This is a genomic window from Chloroflexia bacterium SDU3-3 (genome assembly GCA_009268125.1).
Taxonomy (GTDB): domain Bacteria; phylum Chloroflexota; class Chloroflexia; order Chloroflexales; family Roseiflexaceae; genus SDU3-3.
Map to the genome: position 1 here is coordinate 31,004 of WBOU01000015.1, position 17,385 is coordinate 48,388.

Sequence of the window (17,385 nt, forward strand, 5' to 3'; positions counted from 1 at the left end):
ATGAAAGTTGCTGTGATCGGGGGCGGCTCGACCTACACCCCCGAGCTGCTGAAGGGCTTTTTGGAGCGCAGCGAGAGCCTGCCCATCCGCGAGCTGTGGCTGATGGATGTGGACGCCGAGCGGCTGGCGGTGGTGGGCGGCTTCGCCCAGCGCATGGCCGAGGCCCACGGCGCGCCCTTCCGCGTGGTGCTGACCGACAGCCAGCGCGAGGCGGTGCGCGGCGCGACGTATGTGACCACCCAGCTGCGCGTGGGCCACATGCCCGCCCGCCGCGAGGATGAGTACCTGGGCATGCGCCACGGCCTGATCGGCCAGGAGACCACCGGCGTGGGCGGCATGGCCAAGGCGCTGCGCACCATCCCGGTCATCCTCTCGATCGCCCGCGACATGCGCGAGCTGGCCCCCGGCGGCCTGCTGGTGAACTTCACCAACCCGGCTGGCCTTGTGACCGAGGCGCTGGCCACCTACGCGCCGGATGTGCCCGCCGTGGGCCTGTGCAACATCCCGATCAATATGAAGATGACGCTGCTGCGGCTGCTGAATCTGGGCGAACAGATCGCACCCGAGCGCGCCAGCCTGAAGACCCTGGGCCTCAACCACCTGTCGTGGCACTACGGCTTCACGGTCGATGGCGAGGATGTGTGGCCGCAGGCCTTCCAGGCCTACATGGCCGAGCAGCGCGCCCAGAACGACCCCCACGCCGACCTGCGCACCATGGAGGTGCAGCAGATGATCCCCAGCTACTACATGTCCTACTTCCACCAGACCAGCACGCGCCTGGCCGAGCAGCAGAGCTGGCCGCCCTCGCGCGCCGAGGCGGTGATGAAGATCGAGGACGAGCTGCTGCGCCAGTACGCCGAGCCAGACCGCCACGAGCCGCCCGAGGGCCTGATGCAGCGCGGCGGAGCCTACTACTCCACCGCCGCCACCCAGCTGCTGAACGCCCACTACAACGATCTGGGCGAGATCCACGTGGTGAACACGCGCCAGGGCGGCGCGGTGCCCGGCTACCCCGCCGACTGGGTGATGGAGCTGCCCTGCGTGGTGCGCCGCTCGGGTATCACGCCGCTGGCCGCCGAGCCGCTGCCGCCCGCGAGCTTCGGCCTGGTGGCCCAGGTGAAATCGTACGAGCAGCTGACCGCCAAGGCCGCTGTCTACGGCGACCGCAAGGCTGCCTACGAGGCGCTGCTGGCCCACCCGCTCGGCCCCGAGTCGGATAAGGTGCAGGCGGTGCTGGACGATATGCTGACGGTGAACCGCCGCTACCTGCCCGCATTCTTCGCGTCATGAGCGGCTACTTTCTGGGCGTAGACATCGGCGGCACCAAGAGCCACGCCATGATCGCCGATGCCGCTGGCCGCGTGCTGGGCTTCGGCCACGCGGGCGCGGGCAACCACGAGTCGGTGGGGTTGGAGGGGCTGGATCTGGCGCTGCGCGGCGCGGTGGGCCAGGCTCTGGCCGAGGCCCGCCTGTCGATCGGGCAGATCGCGAGCGTGGGCGTGGGCATGGGCGGCTACGACTGGCCCAGCCAGCACCAGCCGCTGTGCGAGCGCATGCGCCGCGCGCTGGGCCTGGATGCCCCGCTGGATCTGGTGAACGACGCGGTGATCGGCCTGGTGGCCGGGGCCAGCGAGCCGTGGGGCGTGGCGGTGGTGGCTGGCACCAGCAACAACTGCCGCGGGCGCGACCGCCATGGCCGCGAGGGCCGCGTCACCGGCGAGGGGCCGCGCTTCGACGAGTACGGCGGCGCGGGCGAGCTGGTGGCCAAGGCGGTGCAGGCCGTCTCGCGGGCCTGGTCGCGGCGCGGGCCGTCCACGGCGCTGACCGAGGCGCTGGTGGGCTACGCGGGCGCTGGCGACGTGTTCGACCTGCTGGAGGGCCTGGCGGTGGGCCGCCTGCACGTGGGGCCAGGGGCCGCGCCGCTGGTGTTTGCGGCGGCGCGCGGCGGCGACGCCGTGGCCCAGGCCGTGATCGCGTGGGCGGGCCAGCAGCTGGCCGACCTGGCCTGCGGGGTGATCCGCCAGCTGGACATGCAGCGGGATGCCTTCGATGTGGTGATGGTGGGCAGCCTGTTTAACGGCGGCGAGCTGCTGATCGACCCGATGCGCCAGGACATCCTGGCGCTGGCCCCGCGCGCGCGGCTGGTGCGGCTCGACGCGCCGCCGGTGATCGGCGGGGTGCTGCTGGGCATGATGCAGGCCGGGGCCGACCCCGCCCTGGCCCACGCGGCGCTGGCCAAGGGGGCGATCGCGCGGGTGCGCTCGGCCACGCAGGCGCTGGCCTAGCGCGGGCGCGGCGTGGCCTGCGGGCTGCGCCGCGCTTTTTTGTGCAGGGCGGGTGCTTCGGGCTGCAGGGCGAGTGCTTCGGGCTGCAGAGATGAAGTTGTTCTGCGTTGATGTGTCTCTCTGGCTCTCTTGGACTATTGGAGCCTTGGCGGTGAATAGGTTCGTGCCTTCGAGGTGAGTTTGGTTCCGTTCGTTTGCTAGATGGATGTCCCCTCGCGGGGTTCACCGCTGGCGTGCTATAAGCGATGGTGGTCGTTGTTGGTTGGTGGGTGGATGCCCTGCGCGGGCGGCGACTAGGGGCCAGCCCCTAGTGACCCCGCGATGGGGCTACGCCCCCTTCGAACCCCCAATGTTGAGCGTTCCCGTAACGTCCCCTGGCAGCTATTGTTCGTGCATATGGCCATCAAACCATGAGCGACACCTTCGCCGCATGGGCCGGGTGGGTAAAGCTGGCGACTCGCCATTTCTATTTTTCTTTCCTTGGGGTCTTGGAGTCTTGGTGGTAAAAACCTTCGCGTCTTCGTGGTAAAGAGTCTTTTGGAAATAGGCTTGTTGTCAGCAGAAAGCCAGCCATGATCAACCCGCGCCTGCTTGCGCCCAAGGCGTTCTACTTCTTCTGGTTTGCCTCAATCGGGGCGCTTACGCCCTTCACCGGCCTCTACTACCGCACCATCGGCTTCGACCTAGCCCAGATCGGCCTGATCGCTGCGGTCTCGGGTGTGGTGCAGCTGTTCGCCGGGCCGCTGTGGGCCATGCTGGCCGACGCGTTCCGGCTGCGCCGCGCGCTGCTGCCGATCACGCTGGTGCTCTCCATCCCACCGGTGGTGCTGCTGGCCTACGCCCAGGGCTTCGCGCTGCTGCTCCTGCTCTCGCTGCTGGTGGCCCTATTCAGCGCGCCGATCGTAGCCCTGGCCGACAGCGCCACCATGGCGCTGCTGGGCGCGGACCGCGACGCCTACGGCGCGCAGCGGCTGTGGGGCGCGGTCGGCTGGTCGGTCAACACGTCGCTGTTCGGCTGGCTGGTCGAGCGCTATGGCTACTGGGTGATCTTCCCCGGCTACGCCGCCTTCGCGCTGGCCACGGCGGTGGTGGCGCTGGCCCTGCCCCGCGCCGAGCTGGTGCCGGTGAACATGCGCGGCGCGCTGCGCTCGCTGGCCCGCGACGGTCGCTGGCGGCGCTTCTTGGGCTGCGTGTTTCTGGTGGGCTGCTGCAGCTCGGTGATCATCAGCTTCCTGCCGCTGTACCTGAGCGACCGCGGCGCAACCGGTGGCCAGATCGGCATGTCCCTCACTATCGCCAGCGTGAGCGAGCTGGTGGTGATGGCGGTCTCGCCCATGGTGCTGCGGCGCTGGGGCGCGAGGCCGCTGCTGGTGGTGGGCGGGCTGCTCTACGCGCTGCGCATGCTGATCTACATCGCCGCGCCCAGCCCCGAGTGGGTGCTGACCGCGCAGGTGCTACACGGCATCTCGTTCGGCGGCTTCTGGATCGCCTGCGTGGTGGAGGCCCAGCGGCTCGCGCCCAAGGGCTTCGAGGCTACGGCCCAGAGCCTGCTGGGCATGGCCATGGGCGGGGTGGCCAGCGCCCTGGCCAGCGCGGCGGGCGGGGCGATCTACCGCGACTACGGCTCGTCCACGCTGTTCGCGATCGTGGGGGTGATGGCGCTGGCCGGGGCCGTGGGCATGCTGGGCGGCGAGCGCCACCATGTGCGGGAGGATTCGGCGGCGGCGTGATGTGGGCCGCTGAGTCGGCGCTACGATGCGGGTGATGTTTTCGATGGGGCGGATACGCGGCCCGCCCCTATGCATGCTTTCGTACTGCCCTGCTTGAAAAGACACGTTAGAGATCAATAGCGCGTTTTCCACCAACCATATTTGAGATCATCTCATCATACTCATCGGCTGTCATAGCTATGGCTACAATAGCGCTGATGAACTCTTCAGGATCGATATAGTCACCGAGCAGCGCATGCTCGAACCATATCGTTTTGTTGTTTGTATCAAGTGAGAATTTTCCAAACAGCAGCTTATAGTTTTCTTCTAATATTCTCTGGCCGATCTCACTAGAAAACCTGGTTATTTGTAGGCTAATGGGTGAAAATAGCCTTACCACAGTTTGAGATTCACTCCAGTCGACGGCCCTTACAAAAACTTGCGTGCTTCCTTGCTGTAGTACGATATCGCCATCTTTGTCAATAGTATAATCAACATTCTTTTGCTGTAGATATCGTTCTAATTTGTTGTGAAGGTGAAAAGCTGCCTGTGATCGGGATATCATGGAACATCTCCCTTCATCATATGTGAGCTATATAATCATCTAAAGCGTATCATTATTGTCAAGCGATAGTTTTAGCGTAGTATGATTTTGTGAGTAATAATTTTTCTGCCTGCATCTATCTTGCGATGAGTTGTCCTCGATTGGCTTAATCGCTATGGCGTGAAGGGCCTGGCTCTACGCTACCAGTCGCATCAACACGTTACCCTTCTGAAACTTGGCGTCTTGGAGCCTTGGCGGTAAAACGGTCCTACTCCCCGTCGGCGGTTACTCCCCTGAGGCGGGATTTGCGAACTTCTGCCAGTACCCCTCGGCGATCTTCGCCAGCTCGTCGAATGTGTAGCAGCGCCCGGCCTCGTCGCGCACGCGGGCGGGCGTGGGCGGGATGAGCAGGTAGCAGCCGTCATCGGGCGGGCCGTCGTAGCGCAGCAGGATGGCGTCTATGCCTTCGATCTGAGTGGCGCTGAGGATGTCGGGCTGGTCATCTAGGGTTGGGCCGAGGTCGGCTGTGGGCACTGGCGCGGGGTTGCCGGGCCTGGCCCAGGGCAGCAGCCGCACGCCGCTGGCGTCGAGCAGCGTGACGGCGAGCGCGGTGTAGCCGGGGGCGATCCGCTCGGCCAGGTAGGGGATCGCCACGGTGAGCGTGAGCGCGCCGCCCGTATGGGCGCGGTGCGCGGCGATGTAGCCGTCGTGGAGGAGGTTGAACAGCGCGGCGACCTGCCCCGGCTCGATGGTGGCGGGCAGCTTCTCCATGTGCACCAGGGTTAGCGCCGCATCCACCTGCTGCTCGCGGGCGATGCGGTAGCCGCAGCGCTGGTACATGCGGATGTTGGCCTGGCTGCGCTGCCCAGTGAACAGCGCGTAGCGCCGCGCGTGGGGGAACTGGGCCTCGATGGCGGCCAGCAGCCGCGTGCCGATGCCGCGCCCCTGCGCCCCCGGCTCCACCATCAGCCGCGCGATGGCCACCACACCGCCCCGCTGGCTGGCGCGCACCGCGCCGAGGATCGGCCCGCCCTCCACATCGCGGGCGACCAGCGCAACGCACGTGGCCAGCTCGGCCTCTAGCTCGGGCAGGCTCTGGGTGAGCGGCGGGATGTCGGCGCTGCCGTACAGCTCGGCCTCGCGCTGGAAGGCGCGGCGCTGGAGCGCCAGGATGGCCGGGGCGTCTTCGATTTGTGCGGGTGTGATGTGCATGGGCGTGCTCAGGTGGTGGCTAATGCGGCGATCATAGAGATTTTTCGTTTGGGCCTTTGCGCCTTTGTGGTGAATGAAGCGGCTTGATTGGTTGGTGCGTGCCCTGCGCGGGCGGCGGCTAGGGGCCAGCCCCTAGCAACCCCGCCATGGGGCTACGCCCCCTTGGAACCCCCAATTTGAGGCATTCCGATGCTGTTCTCCTGGCTGCTGGTGTTCGTGCATATGGCCATCAGAACCGTAGCGGCACCTTCGCCGCATGGGCCGGGGGGGTAGGGCTGGCGATTCGCCAGTTTTTCTTGCTTCTTGTTCCCTGGGTGCCTTGGAGCCTTGGTGGTAAAACGGTTCCCCTTCGCGCCTTTGTGTCTTCGTGGTATTCGTACCCTTTCATTTCCCTTGGCGGTAAAACGGTTTTCCTGCTGCCGTGAGTATTTACCCGAACAACCCCCGCAGCCAGTCGGTGCTCTCGCGGTCCTCGCGGCGCTGGCGCTCGGCCTGGAGCGAGCTGACCAGCCAGAGAATGGCGGCGGATACCGCCTCCTCGCGGGTGGGGAAGGCGGCGGTCTGGTGGTGCATCACGCAGGCCACCCACTGCTCGGGATGGGCGAAGTCGGGGCGGGTCCGCACACCGGCGTTGGCGATGCGCACCCAGATGGCCTCGGGGTCATCGAGGCGGATAGTGTCACTGGTGGCGGGCTGGGGCTGCGAGTCCATGGCGTGTGCTCCTGCGATATGCGTGGCTTCTTGCAGGTAGTACGGCCAGCGGGCGCTGCGGGTTGCGCGTAGCGCGGGGGATGTAGGGCGGACCTCATGTCCGCCCCTACGCTTCGGCCTGCGCTAGAGCTTGACCTCACCCGTTAGGAAGCGGCGCGTGGTCTCGGCCAGGATGGCCGCGCCGTGGCTGAGGGCGCGCTCGTCGATATTGAAGATCGCGGTGTGGTGGGCGCGCAGCACGCCGTCGGGCAGGGCCGCGCCCAGCATGAACATCGCGCCGGGGGCGGCCTGGGTCATGTAGGCGAAGTCCTCGGCCCCCATGCCCAGGCGCGTGGTGTCCACGCTGTCCGGCCCCAGGGTGTCGCGGGCCACCTGCGCGATCCACTCGCTCACGCGCGGGTCGTTCGCGCCCGCCGGGTAGCCGCGCTCGACCTCGATGCGGTAGTCGCAGCCCAGCGCGCGCGCCACGCCCAGCGCGCGCTCGACCTCGGCCAGCAGCTGCTCGCGCACCTGGGCGTCGAAGCTGCGCAGCGTGCCGTGGATGTAGACCTCGCCGGGGATGACGTTGGATGCCGAGCCGCCGTGGATCTCGCCCAGGCTCATCACGGCGGGCTGCATGGGGTTGATGCGCCGCGCCACGATGCCGTGCAGCGCCATCATCACCGGCCCCAGCGTCCACAGCGGGTCGGTGGTCTCGTGGGGGTACGCGCCGTGCCCGCCCGAGCCGGTGATCCAGGCCTTAAAGCTATCTACGGCGGCGCTGGCGTACTGGCCGCGCAGCGAGATCTCGCCTAGCGGCGCGGTCGAGTCGACGTGCAGGGCGATCACGGCGTCCAGCCCCTCCAGCGCGCCGTCGCGGATCATCATGGGCGCGCCGCTCATCTCCTCGCCGCCCAAGTCTTCCTCGGCGGGCTGGAACAGGAACTTGACGGTGCCCTTCAGGCCCTGCTCGGCCATCTGCTGCTTGAGCAGGTGGGCGGTGCCCAGCAGGATGGCGGTGTGGGCGTCGTGGCCGCAGGCGTGCATCTTGCCCGCCTCCTGCGAGCTGTACTCGGCCCCGCTGGCCTCTAGGATGGGCAGCGCGTCCATGTCGGCGCGGATGCCGATTACCGGGCCGCTGCCGCTGGAGAGCGTGCCCACCACGCCGGTCTTGCCCACGCCCGTCCGCACGTCGATCCCGCCGATCTCGCGCAGCGTGTCGGCCACCAGCTGGGCGGTGCGCACCTCCTGGAAGGCCAGCTCGGGGTGGCGGTGGATCTCGCGGCGCAGGCGTACCATCTCGTCCTGAAGGCTCTGTGCTTGGCGAAGCATGGGTGTTCTCCTTTAATGCCCTGGGGTATGTGCCAGCGGCCAGCGCGGCGGCTGGCTGCGGTGGCGGTCGTACGGGTGGCTCTATCATACCCAAACTCGGGCGGGGTGGCAAAGAGGACTGATTCACCACGGAGATTTTCACCACGAAGACGCGAAGGCACGAAGATTTTTACCACCAAGACTCTAAGACACCAAGGGGACCGTTTTACCACGAAGATGCGAAGGCACGAAGATTTTTACCACCAAAACTCCAAGACGCCAAGAGAACAGGAGGACCGATTTACCACCAAGACGCCAAGGGGCAAAAAGGCCATAGAAACTGGCGAATTGCCAGCCCTACCCACCTGTCCCATGCGGCGAAGGTGTCGCGAGAGTCTTGATGGCCATATGCACGAACATCAGCCGCCTGTTTTCCAGCACAGAAACGCCCAAAATTGGGCTTCCAAGGGGCATCGCCCTCACATGGTGTCACTTTCTCTGGCGGAGCATTCGGATGCGGCACATGACGAGAGAACGCGTGCCCATGCACCGCATGTAAGATTCTCGATCTCGCCCACCCGGCCCATGCGGCGAAGGTGCCGCTCGTGCACACTGGCCATATGCACGAACACCAGATGCCTGATTTCAGCATAGGAATGCTACAAATTGGGGGTTTCGAAGGGGGCAACGCCCCCTCGCGGGGTTCCTAGGGGCTGGCCCCTAGGCGCTGCCCGCGCAGGGCATCCACCCACCAAACATTGACCAATGCCATCGCTGATGGAAAAAACGCCCAGCGCCGACGGGAAAAGTGACACCATATGAGGGCGATGCCCCTCACATGGTGTCACTTTTCAGGGCGTTCCCATGCCTTTTTGGCAAAGATGCCCGTTCGGTGGCATGAGAGCCGCATTCCAATGCGCTGGATGTACGCCAAGGTCGTGCAAGCCCCGGCACGCGGTTTTGTACCATGTGCCGCATCCAGAGGCCCCACTCATGAAAGTGACACCTGCTGAGGGGCATCGCCCCTGGCGGGGTTCCAAGGGCGCGGAGCCCTTGGTGCCGCCCGCACAGGGCAGTCACCAAGCAACAACGAGGAACCATCATGTCGAGGCCGCAAGCGGTCGGGTCGACACGGAACCATCCCCCAAGCGACACCTCGTGAAGGGCCTGCCCCGAGCCGCCGCCTGCGCAGGGCACGTGCCCGCCAACCACTCCATCATCAAGAAATCACATTTGTCCCTTGGGGCCTTGGATCCTTGGTGGTAACCATTCCCCCTCCATCCCCCGCGTTGCGAAACGCACACGCCGCAGGCGGCTGCGCGGGCGGCAAGTTCTGGTACACTAGCCCTGGCCTGAACGTATTCGGCGCAGAAGGAACACGAACTATGCCAAACACACACTTCAGCGAGCGCTACGCCAAGCTGCTGGCTGCGCACCATAGCCTGATCGAGCGACCCAACGCGGTCGACGAGACCTGGGACAACGGCATCTATACCCGCTATGTCCACCCGGTGCTCACCGGGGCGCACGCGCCGCTGTTCTGGCGCTACGACCTGGACCCGGCCACCAACCCCTTCCTGATGGAGCGCATGGGCATCAACGCCGCCTTCAACGCTGGCGCGATCGAGCTGGGCGGCACGATCTACCTGGTGGCCCGCGTGGAGGGCTACGACCGCAAGTCATTCTTCGCCGTGGCCGAGAGCAAGACCGGCGTCGACGGCTTCCGGTTCTGGGATGAGCCGGTGGTGATGCCCGAGACCGCCGATCCCGATGTGAATGTCTACGACATGCGCCTCACCAAGCACGAGGATGGCTGGATCTACGGCGTGTTCTGCACCGAGCGCAAAGACCCCAGCGCTGCCCCCGGCGACCTCTCCAGCGCGGTGGCCCAGGCAGGCATCGCCCGCACCAAGGATCTGAAGACCTGGGAGCGCCTGCCCGACCTGAAGACGCCCTCGGCGCAGCAGCGCAACGTGGTGCTGCACCCCAGCTTTGTGGATGGCAAGTACGCCTTCTACACCCGCCCGCAGGATGGCTTCATCGACGCCGGGTCGGGCGGCGGCATCGGCTGGGGCCTCTCGGCATCCATGGACCCGGCGGTGATCGAGCGCGAGATTATTGTCGACTCGCGGGCCTACCACACGATCAAGGAGAGCAAAAACGGCCAGGGGCCTGCTCCCATCCGCACCGAGCGGGGCTGGCTGCACCTGGCCCACGGCGTGCGCAGCTGCGCGGCGGGACTGCGCTATGTGCTCTACATGTTCATGACCGATCTGGATGAGCCGTGGCGCGTGACCCATGCGCCGGGCGGCTACTTCATCGCCCCCGAGGGCATCGAGCGCGTGGGCGACGTGTCGAACGTGGTGTTCTCCAACGGCTGGGTCGAGCGCGAGAATGGCGATGTGCTGATCTACTACGCCTCGTCCGATACGCGCACCCACGTGGCCACATCCACCGTCGAGCGGCTGGTGGACTATGTGACCAACACGCCGCCGGACACCTACCGCTCGGCGTCGGTCGTCCAGCAGCGCATCGAGCTGATCCGCCGCAACCTGGCGCTCGACCCCTCGCTGGCCAAGCGCTAGCTTCCCCCGCCCTCGCCCTGGCCGAGCAGCCGGGGCGAGGTTTTTTCTGGAGGTTTTTCCTATGCTCCGCCTTCCTTCGATCTTCTCACGGCATATGGTGCTCCAGCGTGGTCGTTCTAATGCGATCTGGGGCACCGATGCCCCCGGCCAGCTGGTGACGCTGGCGGTGGATGGGGCCGATGTGCCCACGGCCCAGGCCCGCGCCGCTGCCGATGGCCGCTTTCTGCTGCGCTGCCCCGAGCTTCCGGCGGGTGGCCCCTACGTGCTGCGCATCCATGGCAGCCAGCTGGTGGTGCTGGACGACGTGCTGGTCGGCGAGGTCTGGCTGGCCTCGGGCCAGTCGAACATGGAGTTCCCGCTGAACCGCGCCGAGGGTGCGCCCCAGGCCCTGGCCGAGGCCGACCGCCCGCGCCTGCGCCTGCTGCACATCCCCAACCGCGCCAGCCACGAGCCGCAGGCCGACGTGCAGGCCGAGTGGCGCGTGTGCGACGCCAGCAGCGCCTCGGGCTTCTCGGCGGTGGCCTACTTCTTCGGGGTCGAGATCTTGGCGACCCAGGGCGTGCCGGTGGGCCTGATCGGCACATCCTGGGGCGGCACCATGGTCGAGCCGTGGACGAGCGCCGAGGCCCTGGCACCGCTGCTCGATCTGGATGCGGCCACCGCGCCCTTTCGCATTGCGCCCGACGAGCTGGAGCAGCTGCGGCTGGCCCACGGCCAGGCGGCGCTGGCGTGGGAGCGCGAGGCGCTGCCCGCCGACCCCGGCAACGCCGCCTACGGCCTGGGGTGGTCGGCCCCGGCCTACGACGACAGCGGCTGGCCCGCCATGCCGCTGCCCGCGCTGTGGCAGAGCCACGGCCTGCGCCATAACGGCGTGGTCTGGTTCCGCCGCTCGCTCACCATCCCCCCAGCGTGGCGCGGCCAGGATCTCACCCTCTCGCTGGGCGTGATCGACGACTTCGACCACACCTACGTGAACGATGTGGAGGTGGGCGCGCACCCCAAGGGCACGCCCGAGGCCTACCAGATCGCGCGTCGCTACCAGGTGCCCGCGCTGCTCACCCACAGCGGGCGGCTGACTGTGGCCGTGCGGGTGTTCGACCACTTTGGCGAGGGCGGATTCCACGGCCCGACCAGCGACATGTGGCTAGCGCCCAGCGCTGCGCCGGACGAGCGGCTTCCGCTGGCGGGCGACTGGCGCTACCAGGTCGAGCACGAGATCGCGCAGGTGCCCACCTCGGTGTTTGCGACCTACCCGGACATGCCCGCGCCGCTGCGCCAGCAGGATTGCCCGGCGGCGCTATTCAACGGCATGATCGCGCCGCTTGTGCCCTATGGCGTGCGGGGTGCGCTGTGGTACCAGGGCGAGTCGAACACGGGCAGCCACGCGACCTACCGCGAGCACCTGACGGCCATGATCCGCGACTGGCGGGCGCGCTGGGATGATGCGTTCCCCTTCCTGCTGGTGCAGCTGGCGGGCTACCGCGGCGGCGCGGGCTGGCCCGAGCTGCGCGAGGCCCAGCGCCAGACCCTGGCCGAGCCGGAGACCGGCATGGCCGTGGCGCTCGACATCGGCGATGCCGAAGACATCCACCCCCTGAACAAGCGCGAGGTTGGCCGCCGCCTGGCCCTCCAGTCCCGCGCCAAGGCCTACGGCGAGAACATTGTCTGCGACGGCCCGACCGTGTTGGATGGGCGTTCCAGCGGCGCGCTGGCCACCGTGCGCTTCGCCAGCGCCCAGGGGCTGGCCACCAGCGACGGCGCTGCGCCGCAGGGCTTCGAGCTGGCGGGCGCGGATGGCGTGTTCGCCCCGGCCCAGGCCAGCATCGCGGGCGACGCGGTGGAGCTGCGCAGCCCCGCCGTGGCCGCGCCGGTGGCCGCCCGCTACGCCTGGGCCGATATCTGCACCGGCAACCTGATCAACGGCGCTGGGCTTCCGGCGTCGCCCTTTTCCCTTTCCCTGACTCGATGACGAGGAGCAAACCCCAATGAGCGACTACACACCCGCCGCCGACCGCTACGACTCGATGCCCTACCGCCGCTGCGGCAGGACTGGCCTGCTGCTCTCGGCGATCTCGCTGGGCGCGTGGGAGACCTTCGGCGGCTACCGTGGCGAGGAGGTGGCGCGCGCCTGCATTCTGCGCGCCTTCGACTTGGGTATCACCCACTTCGATCTGGCCAACAACTACGGCACGCCGCCCGGCAACGCCGAGATTGTGTGCGGCAAGGTTTTTAGGGAGATGCCGCGCGACGAGCTGATCATCTCCTCCAAGGCGGGTTATCTGATGTGGCCTGGGCCGTATGGCAACTGGGGCAGCCGCAAGTACATGATCGCCTCGTGCGACCAGTCGCTCAAGCGCACCGGGCTGGAGTACTTCGACATCTTCTACTCGCACCGGCCCGACCCCGAGACGCCGGTGGAGGAGACGCTGGGCGCGCTTCAGCAGCTGGTGCAGCAGGGCAAGGCGCTGTACGTGGGCCTCTCGAACTACAGCGGCGCGCAGTTCGCCGAGGCGGTGCGCGTGGCCGACAAGCTGAACCTGAAGATCACCATCCACCAGCCCTACTACAACATGCTGGGCCGCCGGATCGAGAAGGATCTGGTGCCGCACGCCGAGCGCGTGGGCACCGGCATCATCCCGTTCTCGCCGCTGGCCTCGGGCATGCTCAGCGATAAGTACCTGGGCGACAGTATCCCCGCGCTCAGCCGCGCCGCCGAGCGCTGGGGCAAGGAGTGGGTGGCCAAGAACCTGAGCGAGGAGCGCCGCGCGGCCCTGGGTGCGCTGAACGAGCTGGCCAAGCAGCGCGGCCAGACCCTGGCCCAGATGGCGCTGGCCTGGATCCTGCGCCTGCCCGCCGTCACCAGCGTGCTGATCGGCGCGTCGAGCGTGCAGCAGGTGGAGGAGAACGTGGCGGCGCTGGCCAATCTGTCCTTCTCGGATGAGGAGCTGCGGCAGATCGACGAGCTGGTGCCAGCGCAGATCTAGGTTTTCGTTTGGGCGGTTTTCTGGCCCCGTCGGCGCGTGCGCGCTGGCGGGGCCATTTTGTGTGGTGGTGCTCAGCCCGCCGCAGGCTGGCCTGCCGCTGCGGGGTGCCGCTGGGCGCGCTGCCGGAGCCACTGATCGAGGGTTGTGGTCGCCGCGCCCAGCAGCGCGCGGGCCTGCTGGGGGTCGCCCGTCTCGCCGTGCTGGCTGGTGAGGCGCATAAGCGCGGTGGTGGCTCGCAGCTCGTCGCTTCTGCCGATGCTGGCCAGCGCCGCGCCGAGCCACAGGGGGATGCCCACTGTCCGCACCTTGGGCGCGAGCGCGGCGGTGTAGCGGCCCAGCGCCTCGCGCATGGTCAGTGCCTCGGGGCCGTAGATATACAGCTCCTTGCCCAGCGCCTCGGCGGTGCGGTAGCTCTGCACCACCATGCGGGCGTAGTCCTCGGCGGCCAGCCAGCGCAGCCGGTGCGGCTGGCGACCGATCAGGATGGCCGCGCCGCCCTGGATGAACAGCGGCAGGCTTTCCATAAACCATGTGGGGCGGAAGATGGTGTAGGGCACGCCGCTAGCGCGGATGGCCTGCTCGGCCTGCCACTTGGCCCGCGCGTCGGGCGTGCTGGTGGTGCCTGGCCCGGTGGTGTAGGACGAGATCGCGGTGAGCTGCCGCAGCCCTGCCGCCCGCGCTGCGAGGGCAATGGCCCTGGTGCCCTGGTGCTCGACCCGCTCATAGCTGGCCTCGTCGGGGCCGCCCTGCAGGTTGATGTGCACGCCCGCGCAGCCCTCCATGGCGCGGCGGATCGAGTCGGCGTCTGTCACATCGCCGGGGGCGATCTCGACCCCGTGGGGCAGCAGGCCGCTCGCTCGCTCGGGCGAGCGGGCCAGGGCGCGCACGGCGAATCCCTCCGCCAGCAGCCGCTCGGCCACAGGGCGGCCCAGCATGCCGGTCGCGCCGATCACAAGGATGCGCTCAGGTGGTGTGCTCATAACAAAAGGTGCTCCTTTTTACAATATATCGGAAAATCGCAATATGACGATATGTTTTCTAAAGCCGACCCCATTGCGCTGCGGGCGCGGCCTAGCCGCTGGCGCAGGATCGCAGGTAGGCCAGCAGGGTCTCGGTGGCGCGGATCATCTGGGCGTAGTCGGCCCGATAGTAGACCTCTTTGCCGCTGCGGGTGGATGTCAGCACGCCCGCCCGCCGCAGGATGGCCAGGTGCTCGGATGCGGTGGACTGGCCGATGCCGACCGCCTCGGCGATCTGGTTGACCGAGAGCGACTCGCTGGTGTCGAACAGCATCAGGATGGACTGGCGGGTCTCGCTGGCCAGCGCCTTCAGAAAGGTTTGGAGATCGGGTTCGTGGAGTGTCATGGTTTCATATCTACAAATCGGGAAAAGACGAAATGATTATAGCAGCTTGCCGCCGATTGTCAATCTGCGCTGGGGTGGCGTCCCGGTCCTGTGCGTTCTTCCGTCACCGAAGATTCTTTACCACGAGGACGCGAAGGTTTTATCGCTTTTTTTCGCCCCGCCTTCGTGGGTCGTGGCTCCCTTTTTTTCTTGGGGTCTTGGTGGTAAAAGAGTCGGTGCTGTGTTTGCAACGATTGGGCCCGCGAACAATGCATGCGGCGCATAGCAATGGGTCAGGCTCTATGCCCGCCCCGTGGTCTGGCGCTCGCAATGCGGAGACTGCTCTTCCCTGATCGATCTTCCTTCCCTTAGAGTCTTGGCGTTTTGGTGGTAAGCTGGCTCTTTTGCCCCCTCGTGCCTTCGCGTCTTCGGGGTGAATCTGTCTCTTCGCGTCTACCTTGACCCTTCCGAATCAGCATCGTACAATAGCCCCACTATGACGGCAAAACAACACACACAACTAAGCCATGCCGCAAGTGAGGCCGTGCGCGCGCGGCGCTACCCGCCTGAGCTGCTGGTGCAGATCGACCAGAGCGAGCCCGAGCATTGCGAGTCCGACGCCTGGCTGGCGCTGTTTCAGGGGCGGCGGCTGTGTCGCTTGCATAGCCGCTTCCGCGAGGCCAGCGAGCTGATCGACCGCGCGGTGCGCCTGTTCCGCGACGCGGATGATGGCGAGGGCGAGCTGTGGGCGCTGGCCGAGCACGTGGTGCTGTGCTACCACAGCCGCGATGCCGAGATCGGGCTGGAGGTGGCGCAGCAGGCGCTGGCCCGCGCCATGCGGCCCTATCTGCGCGCCGAGTTCGAGTTTGGCCGCTTCCTCTGCCTGATCGCCACCGAGCAGGTGGCCGAGAGCATCGCTGCGGGCGAGGCCGCGCTGGCCGCGCTCGATCTGGAGGAAGACCCCTGGCTCCAGCTGAGCGGTCGCGCGCAGATGCTGCGCAACATCGCGGCGGGCTACCACTACGTCGGGCAGATCCGGCGCTCCACCGCCGCCGCCGAGCAGGCTGTGGCGCTAGCCCAGCAGGATGAGGATCTGGCCTCGGCTCGGCCGTGGTGCTGGTACGAGCTGGCGCTGGCCTTCTGGCGGCAGGGCCGCCTGTCCGAGGCCCGCGATGCGGTTGAGTCGGCGCGGCGGCTGGCCGAGGCCTGGCACCACCAGGAGCTGTGGCGCTGGGCGGTGGGGCTGCAGGCCCAGATCCTGCGCGACCAGAACGACCTCGACCAGGCGATGGCGGCCTACCAGCTGGCGGGCAGCTGGGGCGAGGTGCTGGAAGGCCCGGCGCTGCTGCAGATCCGGCAGGATCGGCTGGCCGAGGCCCGCTGGAGCTGCGAGATGCTGGCCAAGGTGAGCGACGACCTGTGGCGCTCGACCGACGCGCCCACGCTCCTAGCCATTGTGGAGCTGAAGAGCGGCAACCCGCAGGCCGCGCTGGAGCTGCTAGCCCCGGTGAGCGCCATCCACGAGGCCAATAGCTTCTTCTACCACGCCGCCACCAGCCGCCTGTACTACGCCGCCGCCTGCCTGGCGCTGGGCGACCACGATCAGGCGGCGGCCCATGTGGGCGAGTACCTGCGCTTCGCGGCCCGCGAGGATCTGCTGACCTGCCGCTGGTGGGTGCCCGACCTGATCGAGCCGCTGCTGCTGTTTGCGCTGCATCGCGGCATCGAGGTGGCGCACGCCCAGCGCATCCTTGAGCAGCGCTTCCTAGGCGGGTCTGCCGCCGATCACGGCCCGCGCCCGAGCGCGCACGCCTACGACACCGCCGAGCTGGTGATCGCCCGGCAGATGCAGCTGGCGCTGCTGCCCGACGCGCCGCCGCACATGCCCGGCTTGGATGTGGCCGCCACCGTGCTGCCCGCATCCGAGGTGGGCGGCGATTTCGTGGGCTACTTCCCCTTCGGCGCGGCGCTGGATGCGGCGGACGCGCGGGCTTTGGGCATCGCGGTGGGCGATATCTCGGGCAAGGGGCTGGCGGCGGCGCTGCTGCTCAGCGGCGCGGTGGTGGCGCTGAACACCGTGGCGGCGGGCGCGGCCCCGCCGGTGGCAGTGGCCCAGGCGCTGCACGCGGCCATCCAGCCCTACACCACGCGCAGCCGCATGAACATCGCGCTGTGCTACACCATGCTCACCGAGACGCCCAGGGGCTGGAGTGTGTGCGCGGTGGGCTGCGGCTCGGTGCCGCCGCTCATCCGCCGCGCCAGCGGCGAGGTGCTGTGGCTGGACACCGCCGGGCTTCCGCTGGGCACGGTGGCCACCGCGCAGTACGCCGACTGCACCGAGGTGCTGCGCCCCGGCGACACCATGCTGCTGCTGAGCGACGGCGTGATCGAGGCGCTGGACGGCAGGCGGCGCATGTTTGGCTTCGAGCGGCTGGAGCGCACGCTGGCCCAGGTGCCGCCCGACGCCGACGCCACCACCACGCGCGATCTGGTGATGCAGGCGGTGGCCGGGCACAGCGGCAGCCACGAGCAGCACGACGATATCACGCTGGTGGTGGTGCGCGCGATGGTTGCGGGGTGCGCCGACGCCGCCTAGCTGCGGCGGAGGCGCGGGTCAACGGGTTGGTTTGGACGGTCATTTTCAGCAGTACAATGATGCAGAGGCCGTAGAGTCGGCATTTTGGAGGATTGCTATGACGCAGGGTGCGCCGGCCCAAGGCC

At 67.5% G+C, this 17,385-nt stretch carries 13 protein-coding genes; 7 read left to right on the forward strand and 6 right to left on the reverse strand.

What is annotated here, in order from left to right; all coding sequences use genetic code 11:
- The 3 genes from F8S13_20880 (at position 1) to F8S13_20890 (ending at position 4,015) form a co-directional block, all read left to right on the forward strand.
- Complete coding sequence (locus tag F8S13_20880) at positions 1-1,290, forward strand: 6-phospho-beta-glucosidase (GenBank protein KAB8140981.1); 1,290 nt, start codon at positions 1-3, stop codon at positions 1,288-1,290.
- Complete coding sequence (locus F8S13_20885) at positions 1,287-2,285, forward strand: ATPase (GenBank protein KAB8140982.1); 999 nt, start codon at positions 1,287-1,289, stop codon at positions 2,283-2,285. The genes F8S13_20880 and F8S13_20885 overlap by 4 nt, the downstream gene beginning before the upstream one ends.
- Positions 2,286-2,857: 572 nt before the next feature.
- Positions 2,858-4,015, forward strand: coding sequence for an MFS transporter (locus F8S13_20890; GenBank protein ID KAB8140983.1), 1,158 nt, complete (start codon positions 2,858-2,860; stop codon positions 4,013-4,015).
- 106 nt (positions 4,016-4,121) lie between these two features.
- On the opposite strand, the gene F8S13_20895 is transcribed toward F8S13_20890, so the two are convergent.
- The 4 genes from F8S13_20895 to F8S13_20910 all read right to left on the reverse strand — a co-directional run bounded on the left by F8S13_20895 (position 4,122) and on the right by F8S13_20910 (position 7,772).
- Positions 4,122-4,559, reverse strand: a complete 438-nt coding sequence (locus F8S13_20895) for a YbjN domain-containing protein (GenBank protein ID KAB8140984.1) — start codon at positions 4,557-4,559, stop codon at positions 4,122-4,124.
- Positions 4,560-4,823: 264 nt separating this feature from the next.
- A complete protein-coding gene (locus tag F8S13_20900; GenBank protein KAB8140985.1) occupies positions 4,824-5,750 on the reverse strand; it encodes a GNAT family N-acetyltransferase in 927 nt (308 codons plus the stop codon).
- A 429-nt stretch (positions 5,751-6,179) separates the two neighbouring features.
- On the reverse strand, positions 6,180-6,461 hold the full coding sequence (locus F8S13_20905; protein KAB8140986.1) for a hypothetical protein: 282 nt from the start codon (positions 6,459-6,461) through the stop codon (positions 6,180-6,182).
- 123 nt (positions 6,462-6,584) lie between these two features.
- On the reverse strand, positions 6,585-7,772 hold the full coding sequence (locus F8S13_20910) for an amidohydrolase (protein KAB8140987.1): 1,188 nt from the start codon (positions 7,770-7,772) through the stop codon (positions 6,585-6,587).
- Between the two features lie 1,364 nt (positions 7,773-9,136).
- Here F8S13_20910 and F8S13_20915 point away from each other — a divergent pair.
- From F8S13_20915 to F8S13_20925, 3 genes are all read left to right on the forward strand, one after another.
- Entirely contained in the window at positions 9,137-10,336 is a 1,200-nt protein-coding gene (locus F8S13_20915; protein KAB8140988.1) for a glycosidase, read from the forward strand.
- A gap of 61 nt (positions 10,337-10,397) precedes the next feature.
- On the forward strand, positions 10,398-12,305 hold the full coding sequence (locus F8S13_20920) for a 9-O-acetylesterase (protein KAB8140989.1): 1,908 nt from the start codon (positions 10,398-10,400) through the stop codon (positions 12,303-12,305).
- A gap of 16 nt (positions 12,306-12,321) precedes the next feature.
- Positions 12,322-13,320 (forward strand): L-glyceraldehyde 3-phosphate reductase, encoded by a 999-nt coding sequence (locus F8S13_20925; protein KAB8140990.1) that lies wholly within the window; start codon positions 12,322-12,324, stop codon positions 13,318-13,320.
- 71 nt (positions 13,321-13,391) lie between these two features.
- Here F8S13_20925 and F8S13_20930 read toward each other — a convergent pair whose 3' ends face one another.
- A complete protein-coding gene (locus F8S13_20930; GenBank protein KAB8140991.1) occupies positions 13,392-14,300 on the reverse strand; it encodes an NAD(P)H-binding protein in 909 nt (302 codons plus the stop codon).
- Between the two features lie 91 nt (positions 14,301-14,391).
- Positions 14,392-14,685, reverse strand: a complete 294-nt coding sequence (locus F8S13_20935; protein ID KAB8140992.1) for a winged helix-turn-helix transcriptional regulator — start codon at positions 14,683-14,685, stop codon at positions 14,392-14,394.
- Between the two features lie 475 nt (positions 14,686-15,160).
- Between F8S13_20935 and F8S13_20940 the strand changes: the two genes are divergently transcribed.
- Positions 15,161-17,260, forward strand: a complete 2,100-nt coding sequence (locus tag F8S13_20940; GenBank protein KAB8140993.1) for a SpoIIE family protein phosphatase — start codon at positions 15,161-15,163, stop codon at positions 17,258-17,260.
- Positions 17,261-17,385 lie beyond the last annotated feature (125 nt).

Excerpts from the sequence above, each read along its gene's own strand:
- F8S13_20880 (KAB8140981.1), top strand. The coding sequence starts at position 1 with ATGAAAGTTGCTGTGATCGGGGGCGGCTCGACCTACACCCCCGAGCTG.
- F8S13_20885 (KAB8140982.1), top strand. The coding sequence starts at position 1,287 with ATGAGCGGCTACTTTCTGGGCGTAGACATCGGCGGCACCAAGAGCCAC.
- F8S13_20890 (KAB8140983.1), top strand. The coding sequence starts at position 2,858 with ATGATCAACCCGCGCCTGCTTGCGCCCAAGGCGTTCTACTTCTTCTGG.
- F8S13_20895 (KAB8140984.1), bottom strand. The coding sequence starts at position 4,559 with ATGATATCCCGATCACAGGCAGCTTTTCACCTTCACAACAAATTAGAA.
- F8S13_20900 (KAB8140985.1), bottom strand. The coding sequence starts at position 5,750 with ATGCACATCACACCCGCACAAATCGAAGACGCCCCGGCCATCCTGGCG.
- F8S13_20905 (KAB8140986.1), bottom strand. The coding sequence starts at position 6,461 with ATGGACTCGCAGCCCCAGCCCGCCACCAGTGACACTATCCGCCTCGAT.
- F8S13_20910 (KAB8140987.1), bottom strand. The coding sequence starts at position 7,772 with ATGCTTCGCCAAGCACAGAGCCTTCAGGACGAGATGGTACGCCTGCGC.
- F8S13_20915 (KAB8140988.1), top strand. The coding sequence starts at position 9,137 with ATGCCAAACACACACTTCAGCGAGCGCTACGCCAAGCTGCTGGCTGCG.
- F8S13_20920 (KAB8140989.1), top strand. The coding sequence starts at position 10,398 with ATGCTCCGCCTTCCTTCGATCTTCTCACGGCATATGGTGCTCCAGCGT.
- F8S13_20925 (KAB8140990.1), top strand. The coding sequence starts at position 12,322 with ATGAGCGACTACACACCCGCCGCCGACCGCTACGACTCGATGCCCTAC.
- F8S13_20930 (KAB8140991.1), bottom strand. The coding sequence starts at position 14,300 with ATGAGCACACCACCTGAGCGCATCCTTGTGATCGGCGCGACCGGCATG.
- F8S13_20935 (KAB8140992.1), bottom strand. The coding sequence starts at position 14,685 with ATGACACTCCACGAACCCGATCTCCAAACCTTTCTGAAGGCGCTGGCC.
- F8S13_20940 (KAB8140993.1), top strand. The coding sequence starts at position 15,161 with ATGACGGCAAAACAACACACACAACTAAGCCATGCCGCAAGTGAGGCC.